The 22,353-nt window shown below is 64.4% G+C and carries 20 protein-coding genes; 8 read left to right on the forward strand and 12 right to left on the reverse strand.

Annotated features, from left to right (window positions below; genetic code table 11):
* Positions 1 to 64: 64 nt before the first annotated feature.
* Positions 65 to 334, reverse strand: a complete 270-nt coding sequence (locus BMW66_RS13630) for an usg protein (protein WP_093119323.1) — start codon at positions 332 to 334, stop codon at positions 65 to 67.
* Between the two features lie 192 nt (positions 335 to 526).
* On the opposite strand from BMW66_RS13630, the gene gyrA reads away from it, so the two are divergent.
* On the forward strand, positions 527 to 3,250 hold the full coding sequence (gyrA, locus tag BMW66_RS13635) for a DNA gyrase subunit A (RefSeq protein WP_093119325.1): 2,724 nt from the start codon (positions 527 to 529) through the stop codon (positions 3,248 to 3,250).
* A 43-nt stretch (positions 3,251 to 3,293) separates the two neighbouring features.
* On the opposite strand, the gene BMW66_RS13640 is transcribed toward gyrA, so the two are convergent.
* Genes BMW66_RS13640 through BMW66_RS13650 form a run of 3 tightly spaced genes read right to left on the reverse strand, consistent with a single transcriptional unit; the run spans position 3,294 to position 6,723 of the window.
* Complete coding sequence (locus BMW66_RS13640) at positions 3,294 to 4,778, reverse strand: carboxypeptidase M32 (RefSeq protein WP_093119326.1); 1,485 nt, start codon at positions 4,776 to 4,778, stop codon at positions 3,294 to 3,296.
* Positions 4,779 to 4,781: 3 nt separating this feature from the next.
* Positions 4,782 to 5,921: a heme A synthase gene (ctaA, locus tag BMW66_RS13645; RefSeq protein ID WP_093119328.1), complete on the reverse strand. Its 1,140-nt coding sequence runs from the start codon at positions 5,919 to 5,921 to the stop codon at positions 4,782 to 4,784.
* Positions 5,922 to 5,979: 58 nt separating this feature from the next.
* Complete coding sequence (locus BMW66_RS13650; RefSeq protein WP_093119330.1) at positions 5,980 to 6,723, reverse strand: RNA methyltransferase; 744 nt, start codon at positions 6,721 to 6,723, stop codon at positions 5,980 to 5,982.
* A 174-nt stretch (positions 6,724 to 6,897) separates the two neighbouring features.
* On the opposite strand from BMW66_RS13650, the gene BMW66_RS13655 reads away from it, so the two are divergent.
* Positions 6,898 to 7,518 (forward strand): thiamine phosphate synthase, encoded by a 621-nt coding sequence (locus BMW66_RS13655; RefSeq protein WP_093119332.1) that lies wholly within the window; start codon positions 6,898 to 6,900, stop codon positions 7,516 to 7,518.
* 104 nt (positions 7,519 to 7,622) lie between these two features.
* Positions 7,623 to 8,363: a YebC/PmpR family DNA-binding transcriptional regulator gene (locus BMW66_RS13660; RefSeq protein WP_093119333.1), complete on the forward strand. Its 741-nt coding sequence runs from the start codon at positions 7,623 to 7,625 to the stop codon at positions 8,361 to 8,363.
* Positions 8,364 to 8,375: 12 nt separating this feature from the next.
* Here BMW66_RS13660 and aroB read toward each other — a convergent pair whose 3' ends face one another.
* Positions 8,376 to 9,491 carry a 3-dehydroquinate synthase gene (gene aroB, locus BMW66_RS13665; RefSeq protein WP_093119335.1) on the reverse strand — a complete coding sequence of 372 codons (1,116 nt, stop codon included), beginning with the start codon at positions 9,489 to 9,491 and terminating at the stop codon, positions 8,376 to 8,378.
* Positions 9,488 to 10,081, reverse strand: a complete 594-nt coding sequence (locus BMW66_RS13670; RefSeq protein ID WP_093119336.1) for a shikimate kinase — start codon at positions 10,079 to 10,081, stop codon at positions 9,488 to 9,490. The genes aroB and BMW66_RS13670 overlap by 4 nt, the downstream gene beginning before the upstream one ends.
* A gap of 91 nt (positions 10,082 to 10,172) precedes the next feature.
* Between BMW66_RS13670 and BMW66_RS20360 the strand changes: the two genes are divergently transcribed.
* The 4 genes from BMW66_RS20360 to BMW66_RS13685 all read left to right on the forward strand — a co-directional run bounded on the left by BMW66_RS20360 (position 10,173) and on the right by BMW66_RS13685 (position 14,144).
* The gene (locus tag BMW66_RS20360) at positions 10,173 to 10,322 is read left to right on the forward strand and encodes a hypothetical protein (RefSeq protein ID WP_175483249.1); all 150 of its coding nucleotides are present in this window, start codon (positions 10,173 to 10,175) and stop codon (positions 10,320 to 10,322) included.
* Positions 10,312 to 11,823 carry a hypothetical protein gene (locus tag BMW66_RS13675; RefSeq protein ID WP_093119338.1) on the forward strand — a complete coding sequence of 504 codons (1,512 nt, stop codon included), beginning with the start codon at positions 10,312 to 10,314 and terminating at the stop codon, positions 11,821 to 11,823. The genes BMW66_RS20360 and BMW66_RS13675 overlap by 11 nt, the downstream gene beginning before the upstream one ends.
* Complete coding sequence (locus tag BMW66_RS13680) at positions 11,820 to 12,767, forward strand: tyrosine recombinase (RefSeq protein WP_093119340.1); 948 nt, start codon at positions 11,820 to 11,822, stop codon at positions 12,765 to 12,767. The genes BMW66_RS13675 and BMW66_RS13680 overlap by 4 nt, the downstream gene beginning before the upstream one ends.
* A gap of 69 nt (positions 12,768 to 12,836) precedes the next feature.
* The gene (locus tag BMW66_RS13685) at positions 12,837 to 14,144 is read left to right on the forward strand and encodes an HlyC/CorC family transporter (protein WP_093119341.1); all 1,308 of its coding nucleotides are present in this window, start codon (positions 12,837 to 12,839) and stop codon (positions 14,142 to 14,144) included.
* Positions 14,145 to 14,419: 275 nt separating this feature from the next.
* Here the strand turns inward: BMW66_RS13685 and BMW66_RS13690 are convergent, their stop codons facing one another.
* Both BMW66_RS13690 and BMW66_RS13695 read right to left on the reverse strand, forming a co-directional pair.
* Entirely contained in the window at positions 14,420 to 15,373 is a 954-nt protein-coding gene (locus BMW66_RS13690) for a dihydrodipicolinate synthase family protein (protein ID WP_093119343.1), read from the reverse strand.
* Complete coding sequence (locus tag BMW66_RS13695; protein ID WP_245729484.1) at positions 15,370 to 17,493, reverse strand: xanthine dehydrogenase family protein molybdopterin-binding subunit; 2,124 nt, start codon at positions 17,491 to 17,493, stop codon at positions 15,370 to 15,372. Before BMW66_RS13695 ends, BMW66_RS13690 begins: the two co-directional genes overlap by 4 nt.
* Positions 17,494 to 17,813: 320 nt before the next feature.
* Here BMW66_RS13695 and BMW66_RS13700 point away from each other — a divergent pair, with 320 nt between their 5' ends.
* The gene (locus tag BMW66_RS13700) at positions 17,814 to 18,758 is read left to right on the forward strand and encodes a LysR substrate-binding domain-containing protein (RefSeq protein ID WP_093119375.1); all 945 of its coding nucleotides are present in this window, start codon (positions 17,814 to 17,816) and stop codon (positions 18,756 to 18,758) included.
* A 12-nt stretch (positions 18,759 to 18,770) separates the two neighbouring features.
* Here BMW66_RS13700 and BMW66_RS13705 read toward each other — a convergent pair whose 3' ends face one another.
* From BMW66_RS13705 to BMW66_RS13720, 4 genes are all read right to left on the reverse strand, one after another.
* Positions 18,771 to 20,030 carry a TRAP transporter large permease gene (locus BMW66_RS13705; RefSeq protein WP_093119345.1) on the reverse strand — a complete coding sequence of 420 codons (1,260 nt, stop codon included), beginning with the start codon at positions 20,028 to 20,030 and terminating at the stop codon, positions 18,771 to 18,773.
* Positions 20,027 to 20,563: a TRAP transporter small permease gene (locus BMW66_RS13710; RefSeq protein WP_093119347.1), complete on the reverse strand. Its 537-nt coding sequence runs from the start codon at positions 20,561 to 20,563 to the stop codon at positions 20,027 to 20,029. The genes BMW66_RS13705 and BMW66_RS13710 overlap by 4 nt, the downstream gene beginning before the upstream one ends.
* A gap of 69 nt (positions 20,564 to 20,632) precedes the next feature.
* Positions 20,633 to 21,619, reverse strand: a complete 987-nt coding sequence (locus tag BMW66_RS13715; RefSeq protein WP_093119348.1) for a TRAP transporter substrate-binding protein — start codon at positions 21,617 to 21,619, stop codon at positions 20,633 to 20,635.
* A gap of 69 nt (positions 21,620 to 21,688) precedes the next feature.
* Complete coding sequence (locus BMW66_RS13720; RefSeq protein WP_093119350.1) at positions 21,689 to 22,231, reverse strand: 3-hydroxyanthranilate 3,4-dioxygenase; 543 nt, start codon at positions 22,229 to 22,231, stop codon at positions 21,689 to 21,691.
* Positions 22,232 to 22,353: the final 122 nt, after the last annotated feature.

Here is a 22,353-nt window from a genome sequence, read left to right on the forward strand (position 1 = left end):
TTATACCGACAGGCGAAATCCGGCATTTCCGCGAATTTGTCGCAACGATTAATGCGGGCCCGCGTCAGTGGAAGGTGAACTCTCCGACCACATTGCGCCACTCGCCCGGAGAGATCATCTTGCGATGTGCGAAGCGGACTGAATGCAGCGGACCGTCGATCTCATTTTGCCAGAATTCTATGAATTCGAACAACCGCTTATGGTCCGGCGCCTGATCGTAATCCTGCCAGACAAAGCTGTTGATGACATGGATATGATCGGGCATCCGATAGAACATTTCCGCCGTGGTAAGCCCATACCCCTTGAGCATCATTTCGGTTTCGGACATGGCCATTTTCGCGCCTCCTGAACTGCCTTATAAACCCATGATGCCATCAATAATTTAATTATCAATAAAAACAATATGTTAGCAGCGCCTCTCCGTGGCTGCCAAAGCATCTGGGGAAGGCCCATTGCAGCCCATATCCTGCCTCTGTTATAAGTCGGGTAACAAGATATAGTCCGCGCAGAAAAAGCGAGCACATACGTGAGCGATACGCCAGAACCACCTGAAAACGAAGAAGAATCCGGCCCCGGCCATATGGCGCACGATGGACCTACAATTTCCATCGAAGACGAGATGCGGGCCTCCTATCTCGATTACGCGATGAGCGTGATCGTGAGCCGGGCCATTCCCGATCTTCGTGACGGTCTCAAGCCGGTTCACCGCAGAATCCTCTATGCGATGAACGAAACCGGCAACACCCACGACAAGCCCTACCGCAAATCGGCGCGGCCGGTGGGCGATGTGATGGGCCGCTACCATCCCCACGGCGACAGTGCGATCTACGATGCCCTCGTGCGCATGGCGCAGGATTTTTCCATGTCGCTGCCACTGCTCGACGGCCAGGGCAACTTCGGCTCGATGGACGGCGACAACGCCGCCGCCATGCGCTATACCGAAGTCCGCATGGACAAGCCCGCCTCCTACATGCTGGCGGACATTGACAAGGAAACCGTTGATTTCCAGGACAATTACGACGGCAAGGATCGCGAACCAATGGTTCTGCCGGCGCGATTTCCGAACATGCTCGTCAACGGCGCCGGGGGCATCGCCGTGGGTATGGCGACCAATATCCCGCCGCATAACCTCGGCGAGGTGATTGACGCCACCCTTGCGCTGATTGAGGATCCTGATCTGAGTTCGGAACAACTGCTCGCGTATGTCCCTGGCCCCGATTTTCCAACCGGCGGGATCATGCTCGGTCGGTCCGGTGCGCGCAAAGCCTATCTCGAAGGGCGCGGCTCGGTCATCATCCGGTCCAAAACCCGCGTGGAGGAACTGCGCAAGGATCGCTATGCCATCGTCATCGACGAGATCCCGTATCAGGTGAACAAGGCCACGATGATCGAGAAGATCGCCGAGGCCGCTCGCGAGAAACGCATCGAAGGCATCGCCCATGTTCAGGACGAATCCGATCGCTCCGGCGTCCGCGTGGTTGTTGAACTGAAACGCGACGCGACACCGGAAGTGGTGCTCAATCAGCTTTTCCGATTCACCCCGATGCAGACCTACTTCGGTTGCAACATGCTCGCCCTGAATGGCGGGCGGCCCGAACAACTTACGCTGCGCAAGTTCCTGACATCCTTCATTGATTTCCGCGAAGATGTGGTCGCGCGGCGCACCGCCTACCTGCTGCGCAAGGCCCGCGAACGCAGTCATGTTCTGTGTGGTCTGGCCGTCGCGGTGTCCAATGTGGATGAGGTGGTCGCCACAATTCGCGGCTCTGCCGACGCCGCCGAGGCCCGCGAGAAACTCATGACACGGCGCTGGCCCGCTTCCGACATCGCATTTTATATCAGGCTGATCGACGATCCGACCCACACGATGAACGAGGACGGAACCTACAATCTCTCCGAGCTTCAGGCGCGTGCCATCCTCGATCTGCGCCTGCAACGCCTGACCCAGATCGGCGTGAAAGAGGTAACGGACGAGCTTGAGGATCTGGCTGGCAAAATCAAGGAATACCTGGAGATTCTCTCTTCCCGCGACCGGATCAAGGGGATCATCGTGAGCGAACTGCAAGAGGTGAAAGACCTTTTCGCCGTGCCGCGCCGCACCGAGATCGCCGACTGGTCCGGTGATATGGAGGACGAGGACCTGATCGAGCGTGAGGACATGGTCGTAACCGTGACCTCCGGCGGTTATATCAAGCGCACCGCGCTATCCGACTTCCGCGCACAGCGCCGCGGCGGCAAGGGCCTCGCCGGGATGCAGACCAAGGACGAGGACGTGGTGACCACGCTTTTCGTGGCCAACACCCATACGCCGCTTCTGTTCTTCACAACGGAAGGGATGGTCTACAAGCTCAAGACCTGGCGCTTGCCGTTGGGCGGGCGCACCTCACGCGGCAAGGCGGTGGTCAATATCCTTCCCATTCCCACAGGGGTCGGCATCGCCGCGATCATGCCTGTGGACGTTCCCGAAGCAGAGTGGGACAACCTTCAGATCATGTTCGCCACCTCGGCGGGCAATGTGCGGCGCAACGCGCTCAGCGATTTCACCAACGTCAAGCGGAACGGCAAGATCGCCATGAAACTGCCCGACGGGGTGGAACTGGTGAATGCGCGCATCTGCACCGAGAACGATGACATCATGCTGGTGACGGATTCTGGCCGCGCAATCCGCTTTGCAACCACTGATGTGCGTGTCTTCAAGGGGCGCGATTCAACCGGCGTGCGCGGTATCCGGCTCAGCGATGGCGACCGTGTCGTGTCGATGTCGGTGATCCGCCATTTCGAGGCCACGTCCGAAGAACGCGCCGCCTACCTGAAGATGCGGCGTGCGGTTGCGGGACTTCCCGATGACGTCGAGGGTGATGAAGATACCGTGGAAGGCTCCATCACACAGGAACGCTATGCACAGATGTCGGCGGCCGAGAACCTGATTCTGACCATCACCGCCCGTGGCATGGGCAAGCTCAGCTCCAGCCATGACTACCCCCTGCGCGGTCGTGGGGGTCAGGGTGTGGCGGCCATGGACAAGGCAATGCGGGGCGGCGCTCTGATCGCGTCCTTCCCGGTGGACCTGGAGGATCAGATCATGCTTGCCACATCCAAGGGGCAGTCGATCCGGGTTCCGGTCGAAGGCATTTCCTTCCGCTCGCGCAGCGCCGGGGGGGTGAAGGTGTTCAACACCGGCCCCGATGAGGAGGTGGTCAGCGTGGCCTGGATCGCCGATCAGGGAGACGAGGACGCGGCAGAGGAATAATCTGCCGGCGCGACTGGCGGAACCATCCCCCGAAGGCGGCCTCTCAGGCCGCCTTCAGCGCATAAAGCGCCCCGAATTTCGCTTCGAGATAGGACAGCAACGGTTCCGGCCCCGGCTCCATACCGCTGGCATGGGTGATCGTCTCACGCGGAAGACGCAATCCGCCATGCCGTTGCAGATTGTCACGAAGCCACCCCGTTGCCGCCGACGTATCGCCCTCGGCAAGCTGCGCATCAAGATCCGGCACCGCACCGCGCAGCGCCTCATGCAGGCACCCGGCGTAAACATTGCCAAGCGCATAGGTCGGGAAATACCCGAACAGCCCGACCGACCAATGCACATCCTGCAAACAGCCGTTGGACGGTTTGTCCACCGCATAGCCGAAATCCGCCTCGAAGCGATCGTTCCACGCGGCCTCAAGATCGCTCACAGGCAGATCGCCCGCCATCATTGCGCGCTCCAGATCAAAGCGCAGCATGATATGCAGATTGTATTGCACCTCGTCGGACTCGGTGCGGATATAACCGTCATGCACCCGGTTCACCGTGGCATAGAAGGACTCTTCATCCGCAATTCCGATATCTCCAAAGGCATCACGCATCTGCCCGTAAAGCCATCCGGTAAAGGCCCGTGAGCGGCCAAGTTGATTTTCGTAGATCCGGCTCTGGCTTTCATGCACCCCCATGGACACGCCCTGCCCCAGAGGGCTGAGCAGATAGGCGTCGTCGATCCCTTGCTCATAGCAAGCGTGGCCGACCTCGTGGATTGTGGAGTAGAGGCAGTTGAACGGGTCGATCTCGGAGGTTCGGGTGGTAATCCGCACATCATGCCCCGACCCTGACGAGAACGGATGCACCGCCTTGTCGAGCCGCCCGCGCGACATGTCATAGCCGAAGGTCCTGGCAAGCTGACGCGCCAGCCGCATCTGGGTCTGCGCGTCGAAATGCCCGGCGAGTGCCGGGGGCGCGGGCCGGTCCAGAACCGCCGCGCGCAAGGCGACCAGGCGGGGCCGCATCGCACCGAATATCTCATCGAGCGCCGCCGCGCTCATGCCCGGCTCATAATCCTGCAACATCGCATCATAGACATCGCCGCCATCTGCCAGCGCTTGGCCCTCCTGCTGCTTGAGCTGCACGACCTCTTCCAGCACGGGCAGAAAGGCCGCGACATCTTCATTCGCGCGCGCGATCGCCCATTGGCCCTGCGCCTTGCTCGTCACCTTGGCGATCCGGGCCGCGAGATCCGCCGGAATCTTGCGCGTCCGTTCATAGCTGCGCCTGATCTCGCGTACCTGCGCGCGGCCCACGGGATCGAGCGTTTCGGGGTCGATCGCATCAAGCCATGCCCCCACACGCGGATCAATGCGGCGGGCATGCAGCACGGTTTCCATCGCGGCCATCTCGTCGGACCGCTGATCGGCCGCGCCGCGCGGCATCATCGTTTCCTGATCCCAGCCAAGCCGGCCAGCGACCTGTGCAAGCGCCTCCGTGTCATGCTGAAACCGCATCAGTTCGTCATAGGCAGACATGGCTTATCCTTCTCGAATGGAACGGGCGACAGGGTAGTGTGACAGAAAGCGCGCGCGCAGGATCAGAACCCAGACCACCACGGCCAGAAGCTGATGCAGGATCGCGAGTTGCCACGGCGCGATATAAAGCACCGTTACGATGCCCAACACGACCTGCGCCACCAGCGCCGCCAACATGGCGTTGAACGCGGACCGCGTGACCGCATGCGCGGAATGGCGCCCGCGCAGCCAGACCACCACCGCGAAGATCAGCAGCAGATACCCCCAGACCCGATGAATGAACTGCACGAGCCCCGGATTTTCGAAGAAGTTGCTCCAAAGCGGTGACAATCCGAACATGTCGGGCGGCAACACCCCCCCCGCCATAAGCGGCCAGTCGGTGAAGGTCCGGCCCGCGTCGATCCCCGCCACCAGCGCACCAAGCAGGATTTGCACGAAGGACGCGTGCAAAAGCCCGGTGGAGAGCGAAAAGAGTTTCCCCTCACGCCCGCGCCGCGCCTGCATCAGATCTCGCTCCGGCCTGCCAAGCAGAAACACATACCAGGCAATGAAGCCCAGGATCACGAAGGCCAGCCCCAGATGCACCGCCAGTCGATAGGACGCCACGCTCAACCGCCCGTCCCCCAGCCCCGAGGACACCATCCACCAGCCCACGGCTCCCTGCACCCCGCCAAGCGCCCCGATGAGGAACAGCCGGCCATGCCAGCCCGGCGGCACCCGCCGCGCCACCGCAAAGCCGAGGTATCCGAAAAGCCAGACAAAACCGATCACCCGGCCCAGTTGCCGGTGCCCCCACTCCCACCAGTAGATCGTCTTGAAATCCTCAAGACCCATCCAGTGGTTCTGCTCCGTGAACTGCGGGATTGTCTGATACTTGGCGAATTCCGCTTCCCATTCGGCTTGCGACAGGGGCGGGATGGCACCAGTCACCGGCCTCCATTCGGTGATCGACAGCCCGCTATCGGTCAACCGGGTCAGCCCGCCCACCACGATCATCGTCACCACGAGCGCGAACAGCACCATGAGCCACACCCGCACGCCGCGCCGGGCCCCCTTCGGCCGCTTGTCGATCAGGCCCGATTGCGGCCCCGGTTTGGCAGGTGTTCCGCCCACCTCCTCAAAGATACTGCGCTTGTTGCTCATGTTCGCTTTCCTCACGTTGGACCGAAGAGTAGGGCGCACCCCGTGGCGCTTCAAGCGGTTAGCCCCGGTCTTTCCAACGCACCATTTGACGCAGGATGCCATGCAGCATCTGCACATCGGCGCGTGTGAGCGGCATGCGCGACCACAGGTTGCGCAGGTTCATCTTCATCCCCTCGGCCTTCGTCGGCGGGAAAAAGAAACCCGCCTCGTCCAGCCGCTCTTCGTAGTGCTGGGCGAGCTTGTCCATCTCGACGTGGCTGGCCCATTCCGTTTTGGCCATCTCCATCGTCTCCGGCGGCGCCATGCTGGTCCGGCGGCGCCATTCATAAGCAGTCAGAAGAACGCATTGCGCCAGATTGAGAGAGGCGAATTCCGGGTTCACCGGCACGTTGATGATCGCATTGGCCCGGGCAATGTCGTCGTTTTCAAGCCCCGCGCGCTCCGGCCCGAACAAAACCGCGACCCGCCCCCCGGCGGCGATCTTGTCCTGCGCCAGTTCCATCGCGCGCTCGGGCGTGACCACGGGTTTCGTTAATCCACGCGCCCGCGCCGTCGTGGCAAAGACATAGGTGCAATCCTCCAGCGCCTCGGCCGTGGTGGCGCAGAGCCTTGCCTCGTCGAGTAGTCGCCCCGCCCCGCTGGCCATCGCCACGGCCTTCGAATTAGGCCAGCCGTCGCGCGGGGCAACCACGCGCATCCGATCGAGCCCGAAATTCCACATCGCACGCGCCGCACCGCCGATATTCTCCCCCATCTGGGGGCGCACCAGAACGAAGGCGGGCTGGGGGCTGGGGTCGGACATGGTATCCTCTGCATCCGGGGCGAACGCACCGCTGATAGCCCCACCCCGCCGGCATGACAAGCCGAGGGCACAAACCACGCTCGCAATCCACCGCCCGGCCCGCCGCCAGCGTAGCCAAGACGGTTTATCCGCGATATAGGGGCACGACTCACGGCAAGAAGACGGAGCCCGCAAATGGCCGATCCCGAGCACCCGCAGATCTACCTCGTCACGCCGCCAGAGATCGAGCTCAGCCGCTTTCCCGACACGCTGGCAAGGGTGCTCGACAGCACCGAGATTGCCTGCGTTCGGCTGGCGCTGGCCACCCGCGACGAGGATCATGTTTCCCGCACGGCGGACGCGCTGCGCGAGGTGACGCATGCCCGCGACGTCGCCCTTGTCATCTCCGAACACCTGATCCTTGCGGAACGGCTCGGTCTCGACGGGGTGCATCTGACAGATGGTGCGCGCTCTGTCCGCAAGTCGCGCAAGGCCCTTGGCGACGATGCCATCGTCGGCGCCTTCTGCGGCGCTTCCCGTCACGATGGGCTCAGCGCGGGCGAGGCCGGGGCCGACTACGTCAGCTTCGGACCCGTGGGCCGGACACCGCTCGGCGATGGCGAAGTGGCCGAGAGCGATCTGTTTGCGTGGTGGTCGGATGTCGTCGAGATCCCGGTTGTGGCCGAGGGCGCGCTGGATGAAGAGTCGCTGCGTCGCCTTGCCCCGATCACCGATTTCTTCGCCATCGGAGAAGAAATCTGGCGGGCCGACGATCCGATCACCCGTCTGGCAGAGCTTCGCGCGACCTTCATCTGAGGCGTTCGGCGCCGGATTGTCCGTTCGCTCAGCGGCGGCTTGCAGCCCCCTGTCGGCTTGGTCTATAGGGTGTCGAAACTCGGAACATATCAGGGCGAGGACGCATGGCCGGCCATTCCAAATGGGCAAATATCCAGCATCGCAAGGGGCGTCAGGATGCCGCGCGATCAAAGCTTTTCTCCAAGCTGTCCAAGGAGATTACCGTAGCGGCCAAGATGGGCGATCCCGACCCGGAGAAGAATCCGCGGCTTCGTCTGGCCGTCAAGGATGCCAAGTCGAATTCCGTTCCCAAGGACGTGATCGAACGCGCGATCAAGAAATCGCAGGGCGGGGACGCGGACGACTATGAGGAGATCCGCTACGAGGGGTATGGCCCGAACGGGGTCGCTGTGATTGTCGAGGCGATGACCGACAACCGCAACCGCACCGCGTCGAACGTGCGTTCCACCTTTACCAAAAATGGCGGCAACCTCGGGGAGACCGGCTCTGTCGCGTTCATGTTCGAGCGCAAGGGCGAAGTGACCTACCCCGCTGATGCGGGCGATGCCGATACGATAATGATGGCCGCGATCGAGGCGGGCGCGGAGGATGTCGAAAGCTCGGACGACGGGCATGTGATCTGGTGCGCCGATACCGAACTGAACGACGTGTCCAATGCGCTCGAGGCCGAATTGGGGGAGTCCGAGTCCACCCGTCTGGTGTGGAGACCGACAAACACGACAGAACTCGATCTGGAGGACATGCAAAAGCTGATGAAGCTGATCGACGCGCTGGAAGACGACGATGACGTGCAGCGCGTGACGACAAACTTCGACGCCTCCGACGAGGTGATGGCGCAGCTTTGATCGCAGGGGCGCTCAGCCCCGCGTCGCCAGCGCCTCCTGCAACATCTCGCGCACGGTATCGGTGGGCACATCCGAGGTGATGAAGGCCTGCCCGATCCCGCGCGCGAGGATGAAACGAAGCCGTCCGTCCACCACCTTCTTGTCCTGCGCCATCAGATCCAGAAGCGCGTCGGCATCCGGCAAATCACCCGGAATATCCGCGAGATCGACCTTCATGCCCATATCGCGCAGATGCGCGCGCACACGGCCCGGCTCTTCTTGCGGACAAAGCCCCAGCCGCGCCGAAAGCTCGAACGCCAGCGCGCATCCGATCGCCACGCCTTCCCCGTGCAGGAGCCGGCCGGAATATCCGGTCGCGGCCTCAAGCGCGTGACAGAAGGTGTGCCCGAGGTTGAGCAGCGCGCGATCGCCCTGTTCGGTCTCGTCGCGCGCGACGATTTCCGCCTTCATCTCGCAGGCACGTTTCACCGCGGCGATGCGCGCCGGCGCGTCCCCGGCGGCAAGGGCGGGCCCGTGCCTTTCGAGCCACTCGAAAAACGCCGCGTCCCCCAGAAGCCCGTATTTCACCACCTCGCCATAGCCGGCAAGGAAATCGCGCGGCGGGAGCGTGCCAAGCACATCGGTATCGGCGAGCACCAGCGCGGGCTGATGAAAGGCGCCGATCAGGTTCTTGCCCTGCGGCGCGTTGATCCCGGTCTTACCCCCAACGGAGCTGTCCACCTGCGCCAGAAGCGATGTCGGGATCTGCACGAATCCCACGCCCCGGCGCAACACGGCCGCGGCAAAGCCGGTCAGATCCCCGATCACCCCGCCGCCGAAGGCCACGACCAGATCGCGGCGTTCAACCTTCTGATCCAGAAGCCATTCCACCGTGCGCTCGAACTGCACCCAGCCCTTCGTCGCCTCACCGGGCGGCAGGATCAACGCCTCCATCGACACGCCGCCAGCTGCCAACCCCGCGCGCAGGCCATCGAGATGGGCGGCGGCGACGTTCTCATCGGTGACAACGGCGACGCGTGGACGCGCGAGGTGCGGGCCGATCAACGCCCCCGCCCGCTCCAGAAGCCCGGGACCGATGTGAATGTCATAGCTCCGCGCGCCAAGCCCGACGTGAACCGTCTCCATCATTGCACCGCCTCCAGAACATCGGGTCTTGTGCGCAGCGCCGCGATCACCGCGTCGGTCATGCGCTCGATTGAAAAGGCCGGATCGGCCTGCACACGAAGATCGGCAAGCGCATAGATCGGCACGCGCTCCTCGTAAATCGCCTTGAGCGTGGCATAGGGGGCTCTGGTTTGCAGCAAGGGCCGCGTTCCCTTGTGGCGCACACGTTGCCAGAGCAGGTCGAGATCGGCATCGAGCCAGACCGCCACGCCCTTTTCGGTGATGGCGCGGCGGTTTTCGCGGCACAGATAGGCCCCCCCACCCGTGCTCAGCACACCATGCCCGGCGTCGAGCAGCCGCGCGATCACCTGGCTTTCCTTGCGCCGAAAAAACGCCTCCCCGTCGCGGGCGAATATTTCGGCGATGGTCATGTTGGCGGCGCTTTCGATCTCAGCGTCCGAATCGAGGAACGGCACACCGAGCCGCGCGGCAAGTGACCGGCCCACGGCCGTCTTGCCAGCGCCCATCATGCCCACCATCACAACCGTCTTTTTCAGCCTCACGCAGGTCTCCGCTTCCGTCTCGTCCTCTGCCGGAAAAAATCCGGGCGGAATTTCGCCTCAGGCCATTGAATGACGTGAACTTGAGCAAAAGACCATATATAAACCAAAAGAAAACGGGCAGGCACATCATCGGGGAAATCTCATGGGCAGAGTGTTCCGGACACTAGTCTATCTCATCGTTATCGCGGCCGTCGGGCTTGTGGGCTATGCCTATCTCGGTCCGATTTTCGGTGCCGACTTCACCGCCCCCAGCGAGGAAATCCGGGTGCCGATGACGCTCGATGCCGAATAAGGGCGCATATCTTGCCACGGTGCTGGCGATTCTGGCCGGACAGGCCGGCGCGCAAACCCCGCTGAGCGCGATCGACTGGCTGTCGACCACACCGACGGTCACGCTCGACATGGACACCGCACCGGGGGAGCCGCCCGTCGCCGAAAGCGCGACGTCCCCGGAGATTTCCGTCGGCAAGCTGGGCGAGGCGCGGCGCGATGCGGTGGGGCTTTTACCAGCGAGCGTGACCGGGCTTCCGGCGACGCTCTGGCAGTCCAGCCGGGCGGAGATGCTGGCGCGGCTCATTGCCGAGCAGCGGGTCAGCGACCTGCCCGCGATGCAGGCGCTGCTTTATACGCTCCTGCTGGCAGAGGCGAACCCGCCGCTGGGTGGATCCGGAGATCAGCTTCTGCTGGCGCGGATCGACAAGCTGGTTGATCTCGGGGCACTGGAACAGGCCAACGCGCTACTGGAACGAGCCGGCGCCGACACGCCCGCGCTTTTCGCACGCTGGTTCGATGTAACGCTTCTGATGGGACAAGAGGACACCGCCTGTGACGCGCTTCTGCGGGCACCGCATCTGGCACCCGGCTATGCGGCGCGCATCTTCTGCACCGCGCGGTCGGGCGATTGGCAGACGGCGGCACTCACGCTCGGCACGGCCAACGCGCTCGGGCTGCTGAGCAAGGAGGAAGACGCGCTCTTGCTGCGCTTTCTCGACCCTGAAGTCATTGGCCAAGAACCGATCCTCGTCGCTGCACGCAAGCCCTCGCCGCTTCTCTTTCGACTTTATGAGGCGGTCGGCGAAAGCCGGCCCACGACTCTTCTGCCGCGTGCCTTCGCCCATGCCGACCTGCGCGACACGGCGGGCTGGAAGGCGCAGCTTGAGGCGGCGGAGCGCCTGGCGCGAACGGGGGCCCTGCCCGGCAACCACCTTCTGGGGCTCTACACGGAACGCGAGCCGGCGGCTTCCGGCATGATTTGGGAGCGGGTGACGGCGGTGCAGAATTTTGACGCGGCGATGCGCTCTGGCGATGAGGGCGCTATTGCGGACACGATCATTCCCGCGTGGGAGGCGATGCGCGCCGCGCGGCTCGAGGTGCCCTTTGCGGGTCTCTATGCCTCCGATCTTCTGTCCATGACGCTCAGCGGTCCGGCGCAGGACATCGCGCGGCGAATCGTAATGCTCTCGCCGCGCTATGAAGCCGCGGCAGAGCGCGGCCCGGCTGACATGCTTGCCGGGCTTGCCAGAGGCAGCCCGCCGCGCACCCCGTCAGAACAGACAGCGCGCGCCATCGCGGATGCGTTTCACGGCGCGGGCGTGCCGCAGGAGCTTTCCGCCAAACTCGCGCGCGGGCAACTCGGTGAAGTCATTCTGCGTGCCATGCAGCTTTACACCCGTGGGGCCGCGGGCGATCCGGAGGCTTTGACCAAGGCGCTGGCGAGTCTCCGGGCTCTGGGGCTTGAGGATACCGCCCGCCGCGCCGCGCTTCAGGTGCTGCTTCTGGAGCGGCGGATATGACCGGGGCGGCGCGCTGGATCGCCACATTTCTTGAGGCGCAGGCCGCCGAACAGGGCGCGACCAGAAACACCCAGATGGCCTATGCGCGCGATCTTCAGGATTTCGGAGAGTGGTTGTCCCGGCGCCCCGGACAGTTCGAAACCGCCGCGCGCGAGGACATCGAGGCCTACCTCGTGCACTGCGAGACGCAGGGATTGGCGCAATCGACGCGGGCCCGGCGCCTATCAGCGATCCGGCAGCTTTACCGCTTTGCCTTCGAGGAAGGCTGGCGCGAGGACAATCCGGCCATTCGCATCCACGGGCCGGGCCGAAACCGCCGCCTGCCCGGAACGCTTGATATCGCGGAAGTGGACCGCCTGCTCGACGCGGCGCGCCGGTCGGGGCGGGCGGAGCAGGATCGCGCGCGCAATACATGCCTGATCGAGCTGCTCTATGCCACGGGAATGCGGGTCAGTGAGCTTGTCTCGCTTCCCGTGTCCGCGGCGCGGGGCGATCCCAACATGCTTCTGATCCTCGGCAAGGGCGGACGGGAGCGGATGGTCCCCCTCTCGCCGCCCGCGCGGGGCGCTCTGGCCGAATGGCTCACGTATCGTGACGCCGCCGAGGATGCCGCGCGCGCGAAGGGCAAGGCCCCCTCGACCTTCCTGTTTCCATCGCGCGGCAAGCTGGGCCATCTCACGCGGCACCGTTTCTACCTTCTGATCAAGGAGTTGGCGGTGGCGGGCGGCCTCTCTCCGTCCAAGGTCACGCCGCATACGCTGCGCCACGCCTTTGCCACGCATCTGTTGGCCAATGGCGCCGATCTGCGGGCGATCCAGACCCTTCTGGGCCATGCCGATATTGCCACGACCGAAATCTATACCCATGTGCTCGACGAGCGGTTGTCCGATCTGGTGCTGGAGCATCATCCGCTGGCGCGAGACGCACCGCCGGACGAGCCGTGACCGCACTGTCCCTTGATCGCGCGGCCCTTGCGGCCCATAACGCTTGCGAACAAGAGGACAGGTTATTTCATGGACGCGACATCTATGACATTCGACGCCGGGTTCTGGATCAGCATCGGGGCCATCCTTGCGCTGCTGGTGCTGTCGGGGTTTTTCTCGGGCAGTGAGACCGCGCTCACCGCCGCCTCACGCGGGAAGCTGCGCAGCCAGGCCGACAAGGGCAATCGCGGCGCGGCGCGCGCGCTTGGCATCACCGAGGACAACGAGCGGCTGATCGGCTCTGTCCTTCTGGGCAACAATCTGGTCAACATCCTCGCCGCCTCACTCGCCACGGCCTTGTTCACAAGACTGTTCGGAGAATCGGGCGTGGCGCTGGCGACCCTTGTGATGACCGTTCTGGTGCTGGTCTTCGCCGAGGTTCTGCCCAAGACCTATGCCATCACCAACGCCGAGGCGGCCGCCTCGAAAGTGGCCGCCCCGATCGCGATGGTTGTGACGGTCTTTGCACCCGTGGTGGGGGTGGTGCGGATGTTCGTGCGCCTTATGTTGCGGGCTTTCGGGGTGCAGACGGACCCTGACAGCCATATCCTCGCCGTGCGCGAGGAGATCGCCGGCGCGATCCAGCTTGGCCATTCGGAAGGCGTTGTCGAAAAGGAGGACCGCGACCGGATTCTCGGCGCGCTCGACCTGTCGGAGCGCGCGGTGGAAGAGATCATGCTGCACCGCTCCGGGATAGAGATGGTGGACGCCGACCACGCGCCCGAGGACATCCTCAACCAATGCCTCGAGAGCAGCCACACCCGCCTTCCGGTATTCAAAGACGACCCGGAAAACATCATCGGTGTGGTCCATGCCAAGGATCTGCTCCGGGCCATGTATCGCCAGATCGCCGAGCCCGACGCGACCATGGAAGATCTGAGCGGTTTTCGCATCACCGATGTGGCCAAGAAGCCTTATTTCGTGCCCGAAACCACCTCGCTCGATGAGCAGATGCGGCAGTTTCTGCGGCGTCGGTCGCATTTCGCGCTGGTGGTGGATGAATACGGATCGCTGCGCGGACTGATCACGCTGGAGGACATCCTCGAAGAGATCGTGGGCGAGATCACGGACGAATTCGACCCCGACGCCGAACATCCGATCCGCAAGGCAGAGGATGGACAGTATATCGTGGACGGGGCGATGACGATCCGTGACCTCAACCGCGCGAGCGAGTGGAACCTGCCCGACGAGGAGGCCAATACCGTGGCCGGGCTGGTGATCCACGAGGCGCAGATGATCCCGACCGTGGGGCAGGTCTTCTCGTTCCACGGATTCCGCTTCGAGGTGGTGGCGCGCAAGGACAACCGGATCACGCGTCTGAAAATCCGCCCGCTGTGAACGGAGCCGGGACACTTTTGGGCGAATCGGGGTTAACGCCCTGAAATCGTGGAAAAACCCGTTTCGGTATCGCGTCGGTATAACGTCGGTATTACGTCGGTGTCGGCAACCGGCGCGCGCGCCCCGTGCCCGCCGTTAACGCGGCGGGCGTTGCTTTACGAGTATTTGCGGAACAGAGAAAGGGAGAGGCGCGCCGGACCCGCAGCGGCGCGCAGGACGCGGCGGATGAGGTGTTCACCGGACAGGTGCATGTCGGTTTCCCCGACGGGGCCGGGTCAGTGTTTCAGGCCGCAGGCGTCGAACGCGGCGCGGGTGCGGGCCTTTTCCTCTTCGGTGAGTTGCAAAAGCGGCGCGCGCACCGGGCCGCCGACCTGACCGAGAAGCTCCTGCCAGTATTTGCCATGCGCCTGCGGCTTGCCGCCGGGTTTGGTGCCGCGGATCGCTTCGCGCACCGGATCGAGGCTGTCGCGGATCTTGCGGGCCACGTCGAATTTGCCGGCGAAGGCGAGCTGCGTGTAGTCGTGCATCCTCCGGTCGGTCTTCGTCTGAAGCTGATAGGGCGGCGAGGAGCAGAGATAGAGCCTCCAGCCCAGTTCCTCGATATTGTCGAGCCAGTCATCCTCGGACGCGGTGGAGACTTGGATCTTGTCGCCGACCATATGGGTCAGGCGCACATACATCTCGCGCGGGACGGAATACTTGATCGCCACGATATTGGGCAGCTCGGCCACCCGCGCGCACAGCTCCGGGCTCATGAGATAGCCGCTGTCGGGGTGGCTCCACATGGCGATGCCGATGTCGAGCCGGTCGCACAGCAGCTTGTAGTAGTTGTAGACGGTCTCGTCTGGGTCGGTGACGAAATGCAGCATGGGCGCGTGCACCACCACGTAGTCGGCGCCGCAGTCCTGCGCGTGGCGGGCCAGCTCCAGCACGGTGTCGAAATTCTGATCGGAGGCGGACATGATCGTCGCCGCCTTGCCGTCGCATTCCTCCACCGCGATCTCGATGTTGCGCTTGCGCTCCTCCAGCGACATGGAGAAGAACTCCCCCTGTTTGCCGGCGATGAACAGTCCCGCGATCTCCAGATCGTCGATCCAGTGGCGGATATTGTGGCGCAGCCCGTCCTCGTTGAACGATCCGTCCTCGTGGAAGGGGTTGAGCGCGGCGGCCCAGATGCCGCGCATATGCTCTCTGGCGTAGTCCTTGGCGTCGCGTTTGGCGTATTTCATGGAGCGATTCCTTGTTCGGCGGTGCGGATCGCGCGCCACAGCGTTTGCGCCGTCAGCGGCATGTCGAGGTCTTCGACACCCAGAGGGCGCAGCGCGTCGATGGCCGCGTTCAGAATGGCAACGGGGGCGCCGATGGTCCCCGCCTCTCCGACGCCCTTGGCGCCAAGGACGTTCATCGGGCTTGGCGTTTCGAACTTGTGCAGATCGAGCGGGGGCATGTCGGCGGCGCGCGGCATGGCGTAATCCATGAAAGAGCCGGTCAGAAGCTGCCCGTCGTCGTCATAGACCACCTGTTCGAGAAGCGCCTCTCCCAGCCCCTGCGCGAAGCCGCCGAGGATCTGCCCCGCGACCAGCGTGGGGTTGATGATCCGCCCGGTGTCATCGACGCAGGCGGCCCGCTCGATCCGGGGGGCGCCGGTGACGCGGTCGATGCTCAGCAGCACCAGATAGGCGCCGTAGCCCCAGGCCGGCCCCTTGTTCGTGTATCTGACCTCAACGTTTTGGGGCGCGTTGGCGCCCGCGTCGAGCCGGGCGCGCAGAACCTCGCAGGCGCGCAGAACGGCGCTACCGCCGATGGCGGTGCTGCGGCTGGCCAGCGCCCCGATCCCCTCGGGGCAGGTGCCGGTATCGCCGCAGTGCACGGTGATGCGGTCCATCGGGATGTTCAGTGTGTCGGCGGCGATCTGGGCAAAGGCGGTTTCGCGCCCGTGCCCCTGCGAGGAGGAGCCGCTGGCCACCAGCACATCGCCGTTTTCATCCACGCTCACCCGCGCGGTTTCCCAGCCGCTGCCCGACGGCTCGATATAAAACCCGGTGCCCACCCCCACCAGCTCACCGCGCGCGCGGCGGGCGTCGCGCTCGGCCAGCGCCTGTACGTAGCCGCCCTTGTCGCGCAGCAGGTCGAGCGCGCGGGCATAGTCGCCGGAATCGAGCACCTCGCCCGTCGCGGTGGTGTGCGGCAGATCGGCGGGGCCAAGCAGGTTGCGCGCCCGGATCTCCAGCGGGTCGATCCCGGTGGCCGCCGCCGCCTTGTCGATGAGCCGTTCCATCAGGCTGTTGGCCTCGGGTCGTCCGGCGCCGCGATAAATGCCCATGGCGGCCGTGGCGTGCATCATCGCGCGGGTGGTCACATCGACCGCCCCCACGCGATAGGCCGAGGGCAGGATCCGCCCCGCGTTCCACGCCGTGATCAGCCCGCTGTTGGGCAGCCAGTGGCCCAGAGGCGCCTCCACCCGCGCGCGCAGGCCGGTGAACCGCCCGTCGCGGGTCAGCGCCAGCGCCCCGTGGCTGGTCACGCCGCGCCCGTGGGTGGCGGCCAGAAACTCCTCCGACCGCGTGGCGGTCCATTTCACATTGCGCTTGAGCCGGAAGGCGGCCCAGACGGCGAACACCTCTTCGGGATAAAGCGAGGCTTTCATCCCGAAGGCGCCGCCGACATGCGGGGCGATGACACGGATCAGCGCAGCGTCAACGCCGAGGATCTGCGCCAGCTCGCTACGGGCGCGGTGCGGTGTCTGCGTCGAGAGCCAGACGGTCACGCCCCCCGTTTCAGCGTCATGGGCCACGGCGATCGCGCGCGGCTCCATCGGGGAGGGGGCGAGGCGCGGATGGCGCAGGGTGCACTCCACCACGATCTCCGCCCCGGCGAAGGCCGCCTCCGCATCGCCGCTTCGCCAGTGTTTCTCGGCCACGAGGCGGGGGGCGGGCGTCGGCGCGTCGGCAATGTCGGCAAAGATCAGTTCGGCGGCGTCCTGCGCGCGGGCGGCGCTGTCGGCCAGAACGGCGGCGACGGGCTGTCCCACGGCCCGCACATGCCCCGTGGCCAGAACCGGAAAATCGGGCCGATAGGTGATCGGTAGCGCCGGGTTCACCGCAAGATCGCCCAGATCCGCCACGTCGGCGCCGGTGAACACCCCGGCGACGCCCTCGGCCCCGGCTGCCTCGTCGGTGTCAACCGCGTCGATGGTCCCGAAGGGCACGGGGCTGCGCAGGAAGGCGACATGCAGCGGCGCGTCGAGCGCGACGTCGTCGGTGTAGAGCCCCTGCCCGCGCACCAGCGCCGCATCCTCGCGGCGCGGGACCGGCGCCCCAATATCCCTTGCCTGATTGTCCTGCATCATGGCCCCAAACAACTTCCTGAGCGCAGGGCGAAAAGAGCATGATCGCCGGGCCGGATAAAATACAAAGAACGGAACCTGATATAACCCAAATGGATAGCCACGGTTTCAGGTAGTGCGTATGGTGAGGGCGACAGCCGGAGCGCCCCCGAAACGGAGCGGGGTCGGTGTGATGATCGGCCTGATCGGCAACGCGGCCTGCCTGTCATGGCACTGACCAGAGCCTGCCGGGCCATCCCGAAAGGTCCGCCCTTGCGGCGATGGGCGTTGTGGCGTTCTATTCTCGAACAGATCCACCCGCCACCAGCGAGGAGAGCGCCCCATTGGCCCTGCGTCATTCCCGTATCGTCGAACGCGTTCTGACGCGACTGAAGCTCAAGCAGCTTCGGCTTCTTGTGGCGGTGGGCAAGCATCGCAACATCCAGAACGCCGCGCGCGAGCTGAACGTGTCGCAGCCCGCCGCGACCAAGATGATCAAGGATCTGGAGCTTGACTTCGAAGTGCGGCTTTTCGAGCGCACCAACCGCGGCGTGATCCCGACGATCTATGGCGAGGCGCTGATCCGGCATGGCAAGCTGATCTTCGCGCAGGTGTCGAACGCGGCGCAGGAGCTTGACGATCTCAACGAAGGCAGCAGCGGGCGCGTCGTGGTCGGCACGCTTCTGGCGGCCTCTCCGCATCTTCTGCCGATGGCCATCGAGGAGGTGCTGCGCCAACGCCCGAACGTCGCCATCAAGGTGGTGGAGGGCACCAACGAGGTGCTGATGCCCGCGCTGCGCGCGGGGGAGATCGACCTTGTGGTGGGGCGCCTGCCCACCCACCGCCACCGCAGCGAGCTGATGCAGCGGACGCTGTTCGAGGAAAAGATCCTGCCGGTGGTGGGGCGCGATCACCCGCTTGTGGGAAAAACCGACATCGGGTTCGACGATCTCAAGCAATACGGCTGGATCCTGCCGCCGGTGGAGACGACGCTGCGCCGGCAACTCGATCAGTACTTCATCCGGCAGGGGCAGTATTTCCCGCCCGTCGCGGTGGAATCGGTGTCCTACCTGACCAACCGCGCCCTGCTGCAAAGCCAGCATTTCATCGGCCTGATGCCCGCCCATGTGGCCGCGCAGGATCTGGCGACCGGCACGCTTGAGCGGCTGCCCTGGGCGTTGCCGTTCGGGATCGGGCCGGTCGGCGTCTCCTACCGCTCCGAGGAAAGCCTGTCGCCGGCGGGGGCAGCGTTTCTTCAGGCCCTGCGCGGGGTCGCCGCCGCGATGTGAGGGCGCGCCCCGTCACAGAAGCGCGGTGGACAGCGCCGGAAAATAGCTCAGCGCCAGAAGCGTCACCGCCACCGCAAGCAGGAACGGCCAGAGCGCGCGCAAGATCTCCCCGGTGCGCGCGCCGCTCATCGCCGAGGCGATATAGAGCCCCACGCCCACCGGCGGCGTCAGCAGCCCCAGCACGAGGTTGAGGCTCATCACCACGCCGAACTGATAGGGGTCGATGTCATAGGAGTTCATCGCGATCGGAAGCAGGATCGGTGTCACGAGAATAAGCGCCGCGATCCCGTCGATCAGCATCCCCACCACCAGCAGCATGGCGTTCACGATCAGCAGGAACACGAAGGGGTCCTGCGTCACCGAGGTGATCAGCGCCGCGAGCTTCTGCGGCAGCGCCTCGTAGATCACAACCCAGCCAAAGACATTGGCCGCCGCGATCATGAAAATCACCATCGCCGCATTGGTCGCGGTGCGCTTGAACAGCGTGAAAAGCTGCGCGGGGCGCAACTCCCGATAGATCAGCCAGCCAATGAGGAAGGCGATGAAAGAGGCGACCGCCGCCGATTCCGTCGGCGTGGCGATGCCCAGAAGGATGCCGCCGATGATCGCCACGGGAATCAGCGCCGCAGGCAGGCATTGCAGGAGCGCCCGGCGCGCGTCCGGCCAGCTCAGCCAGTTGCCCTTGGGGTGCTGATGCCAGATGCCGATGGCCGCGATCACCAGCGCGAAGGCCACCGACAGGATCAGCCCCGGAATGATCCCGGCGATGAACATGTCACCGATGGGGATCTGCGCCAGAACGCCGTAGATCACGAACAGCATGGAGGGCGGGATCACCGGCGCCAGAAGCCCCCCCGCCGCCGTGGTGGCGGCGGCAAAGCCCCGGTCATAGCCTTCCTGCTCCATCGCCGGCACCATCGCGCGCGACATCACCGCGATCTGGCTCGCGGCGGAGCCGATGATCGCCGCCATGAACATGTTGGCCAGAAGGTTGATATAGGCCAGACCGCCGCGAAACCCGCCGACAAAGACCCGCGCGGCGTTGATCAGCCGCTTTGTCATGCCGCCTTCGTTCATCAATTCGCCGGTCAGCATGAACAGCGGGATCGCCAGAAGGCCGTAATTCTCCACCCCCGAGAACATCTGCTGGGCGAAGCTGTCGAACAGAACGGTGTTGCCGCTCTCCCAGACATACCAGATCGCCGTCAGCGCCAGCACCAGCGCCACCGGCACCGCGCCGAAGAGCAGCAGGACAAAGACAACAGGGGTCATTTGGCGGGCTCCGTCCCGCCGGGCGGCTCCAGCAGGTTGGTGACACTGTGCAGCAGCGCGCCAAGGGCAAAGAGCCACATCACCAGCCAGACCCAGACCTTGGGAATCCGAAGCGTCGTCGTCGGTTCGGCATAGATGAAGTTGAAGGTCTCCGCCTGAAACGCCTCCACGTCGAATCCCGCGCGCAGCAGATCCAGCGGCATGAACCACCGCCAGCAGAACCACACCATCAGGCAGGCAAAGACGAAGATCACCAGATCGACGGCTTTCGCCAGGGGCAGCCGAAAGCGGGGGGGAAGGTAATCGCGGAAGATCGTCACCGCGATGGACTGCCGGTGATGCAGCGCGGCGGAGGCGGCCAGAAAGGTCATCCAGACCATGGCGTAGATCGCCAGCTCATCGGTCCAGTAGATCGCGGCACCGAGAGAACGGGTGACCACATTGAGCAGGATAAGACCGGAGATCGCCACCGCAAGCAGCGCCGCGAGGGTCAGTTCGGCCCATGCCCAGGCTGCCGAGATCTTCGCGAGCACTCTGTGATCTCCTCAAGCGAAACCGGGGCGCGCGCCAACGCGCCCCGGCGGGGTGCCATGCGTCCGGCCTTATTCCACGTCTTGCGCCGCGGCGCGGATATCGTCAAGGACCGCGCTGCGCTCGCTCCAGATCGCGTCCCATTCGGCCACCGCACCCTCGAAGAAATCGGCGTCCACCTTCATGTAAGTCTTGCCGGTGTCCTGAATCTGTTCAAGCCATTCGGGCTCTTTCTCCATGTAGCTGTCGATGGTGCTGTCGAGATGCTCCGCCATCAGCTCGCTGATCATCGCGCGGTCCTCTTCCGGCAGGTCGCGCCAGACGCGGGCCGAGACCAGCCCCACCATCGGGAACATCATGTGATCGGACTGAATGATCGTGTCGGCGTGTTCATAGTATTTCAGCAGCCAGATCAGTTCGGCGTCCATGTCGATGGCGTCCACCTGCCCGTTGGCCAGCGCGTCATAGACATCCGGAAGCGGCATCGGCGTGGGCGCCGCGCCGATGGCGTTGTAGAAATCGAGGATCGGATCGAACGGGGTGATCCGCAGTTTCAGTCCCTTGAGATCATCGACGCTGTCCACCTCGCCGCGGGTCACGATCTGGCGCAGCCCGGCCATGCCATAGCCGAGGCCGACAACCCCCGCCTTGGCCGGAAGCTGCTCCAGCAGATCGCGCGCGGTATCGGTGCGCAGGATGCGGGCCGCGTGGTCGATGTCGCTGGCCAGATAGGGCGCGTAGAAGGCACCGAAATCGGGCGCGCGGTTGGACACCTCGGCCACCGTCATGAACACCATGTCAAGCGCGCCGGTCTGCAACTGCTGCATCATCTGCGCCTCGTTGCCGAGCTGGCGCGAGGGGAAGACGGTGACGGAATGATCGCCCCCCGACGCCTCGTTGAGGTCGGCGGCGAAGCTCTCGGCCGCGCGCGTCCAGATATGCGGCGGCGGCGTGATCAGGCCCAGCCGGAATTCCGCCGCCTGCGCCGCCGTGGCCGCGCCGAGGGTCAGCGCCGCGGCCACGGCCGCCGCGGTCGATCTGAGAAGGTGGTGTGTCATGCGTGTCTCCCTTGGGTGTGTCTTGTTTTATTGTGCAGAGCCGCCCGCGCGAGGATGGGGCGGGTCCGGTCAGAGCGTGACCCAGCCCTCCGGCGGCTCCTTGCCCGGATGCACCTCGCCGCAGTTCGGGCAGGTGCGCGCCTCGGTCGAGGCATAGAATTTCTCGTAGATCGGCGGCAGGTCGCGCACGATGGACTGAAGCTGCGTCTCGGCGCGATGCACGCGGCTGCCGCAGTTGAAGCAATACCATTCGATGGCGTCAAGCTCGCCCTCGGCGCGCTTGGGCTCGATCACCAGCCCGATGGAGCCTTCCTGCGGGCGCTGGGGCGAATGGCGCACATGCGGCGGCAGCAGGAAGATCTCCCCCTCGCGGATCGGAACGTCATAGAATTCCTCTCCGTCATAGATCTTCAGCACCATGTCGCCTTCAAGCTGGTAGAAGAATTCCTCCACCGGGTCGTCGTGGTAATCGGTGCGCTTGTTCGGCCCGCCCACGACCGTGACCATCAGATCGGCGTCTTCCCAGATCTGCTGATTTCCCACCGGCGGCTTGAGCAGGTGCCGATGCTCGTCGATCCAGTTCTGAAAGTTGAACGCACTCAGTTTCGCCATTGCGCAGGTCTCCTCTTTGAGAGCAGCTTGCGCATCTTCTGGTATCAACTCAATCGTGATGCGTGAAATCCGGTATTGAAATTGCGAATATCTGAGGGCGCAGCCCCCCACGGACGGCAGGT

The organism is Salinihabitans flavidus, assembly GCF_900110425.1.
In the GTDB taxonomy this organism is placed as follows: domain Bacteria; phylum Pseudomonadota; class Alphaproteobacteria; order Rhodobacterales; family Rhodobacteraceae; genus Salinihabitans; species Salinihabitans flavidus.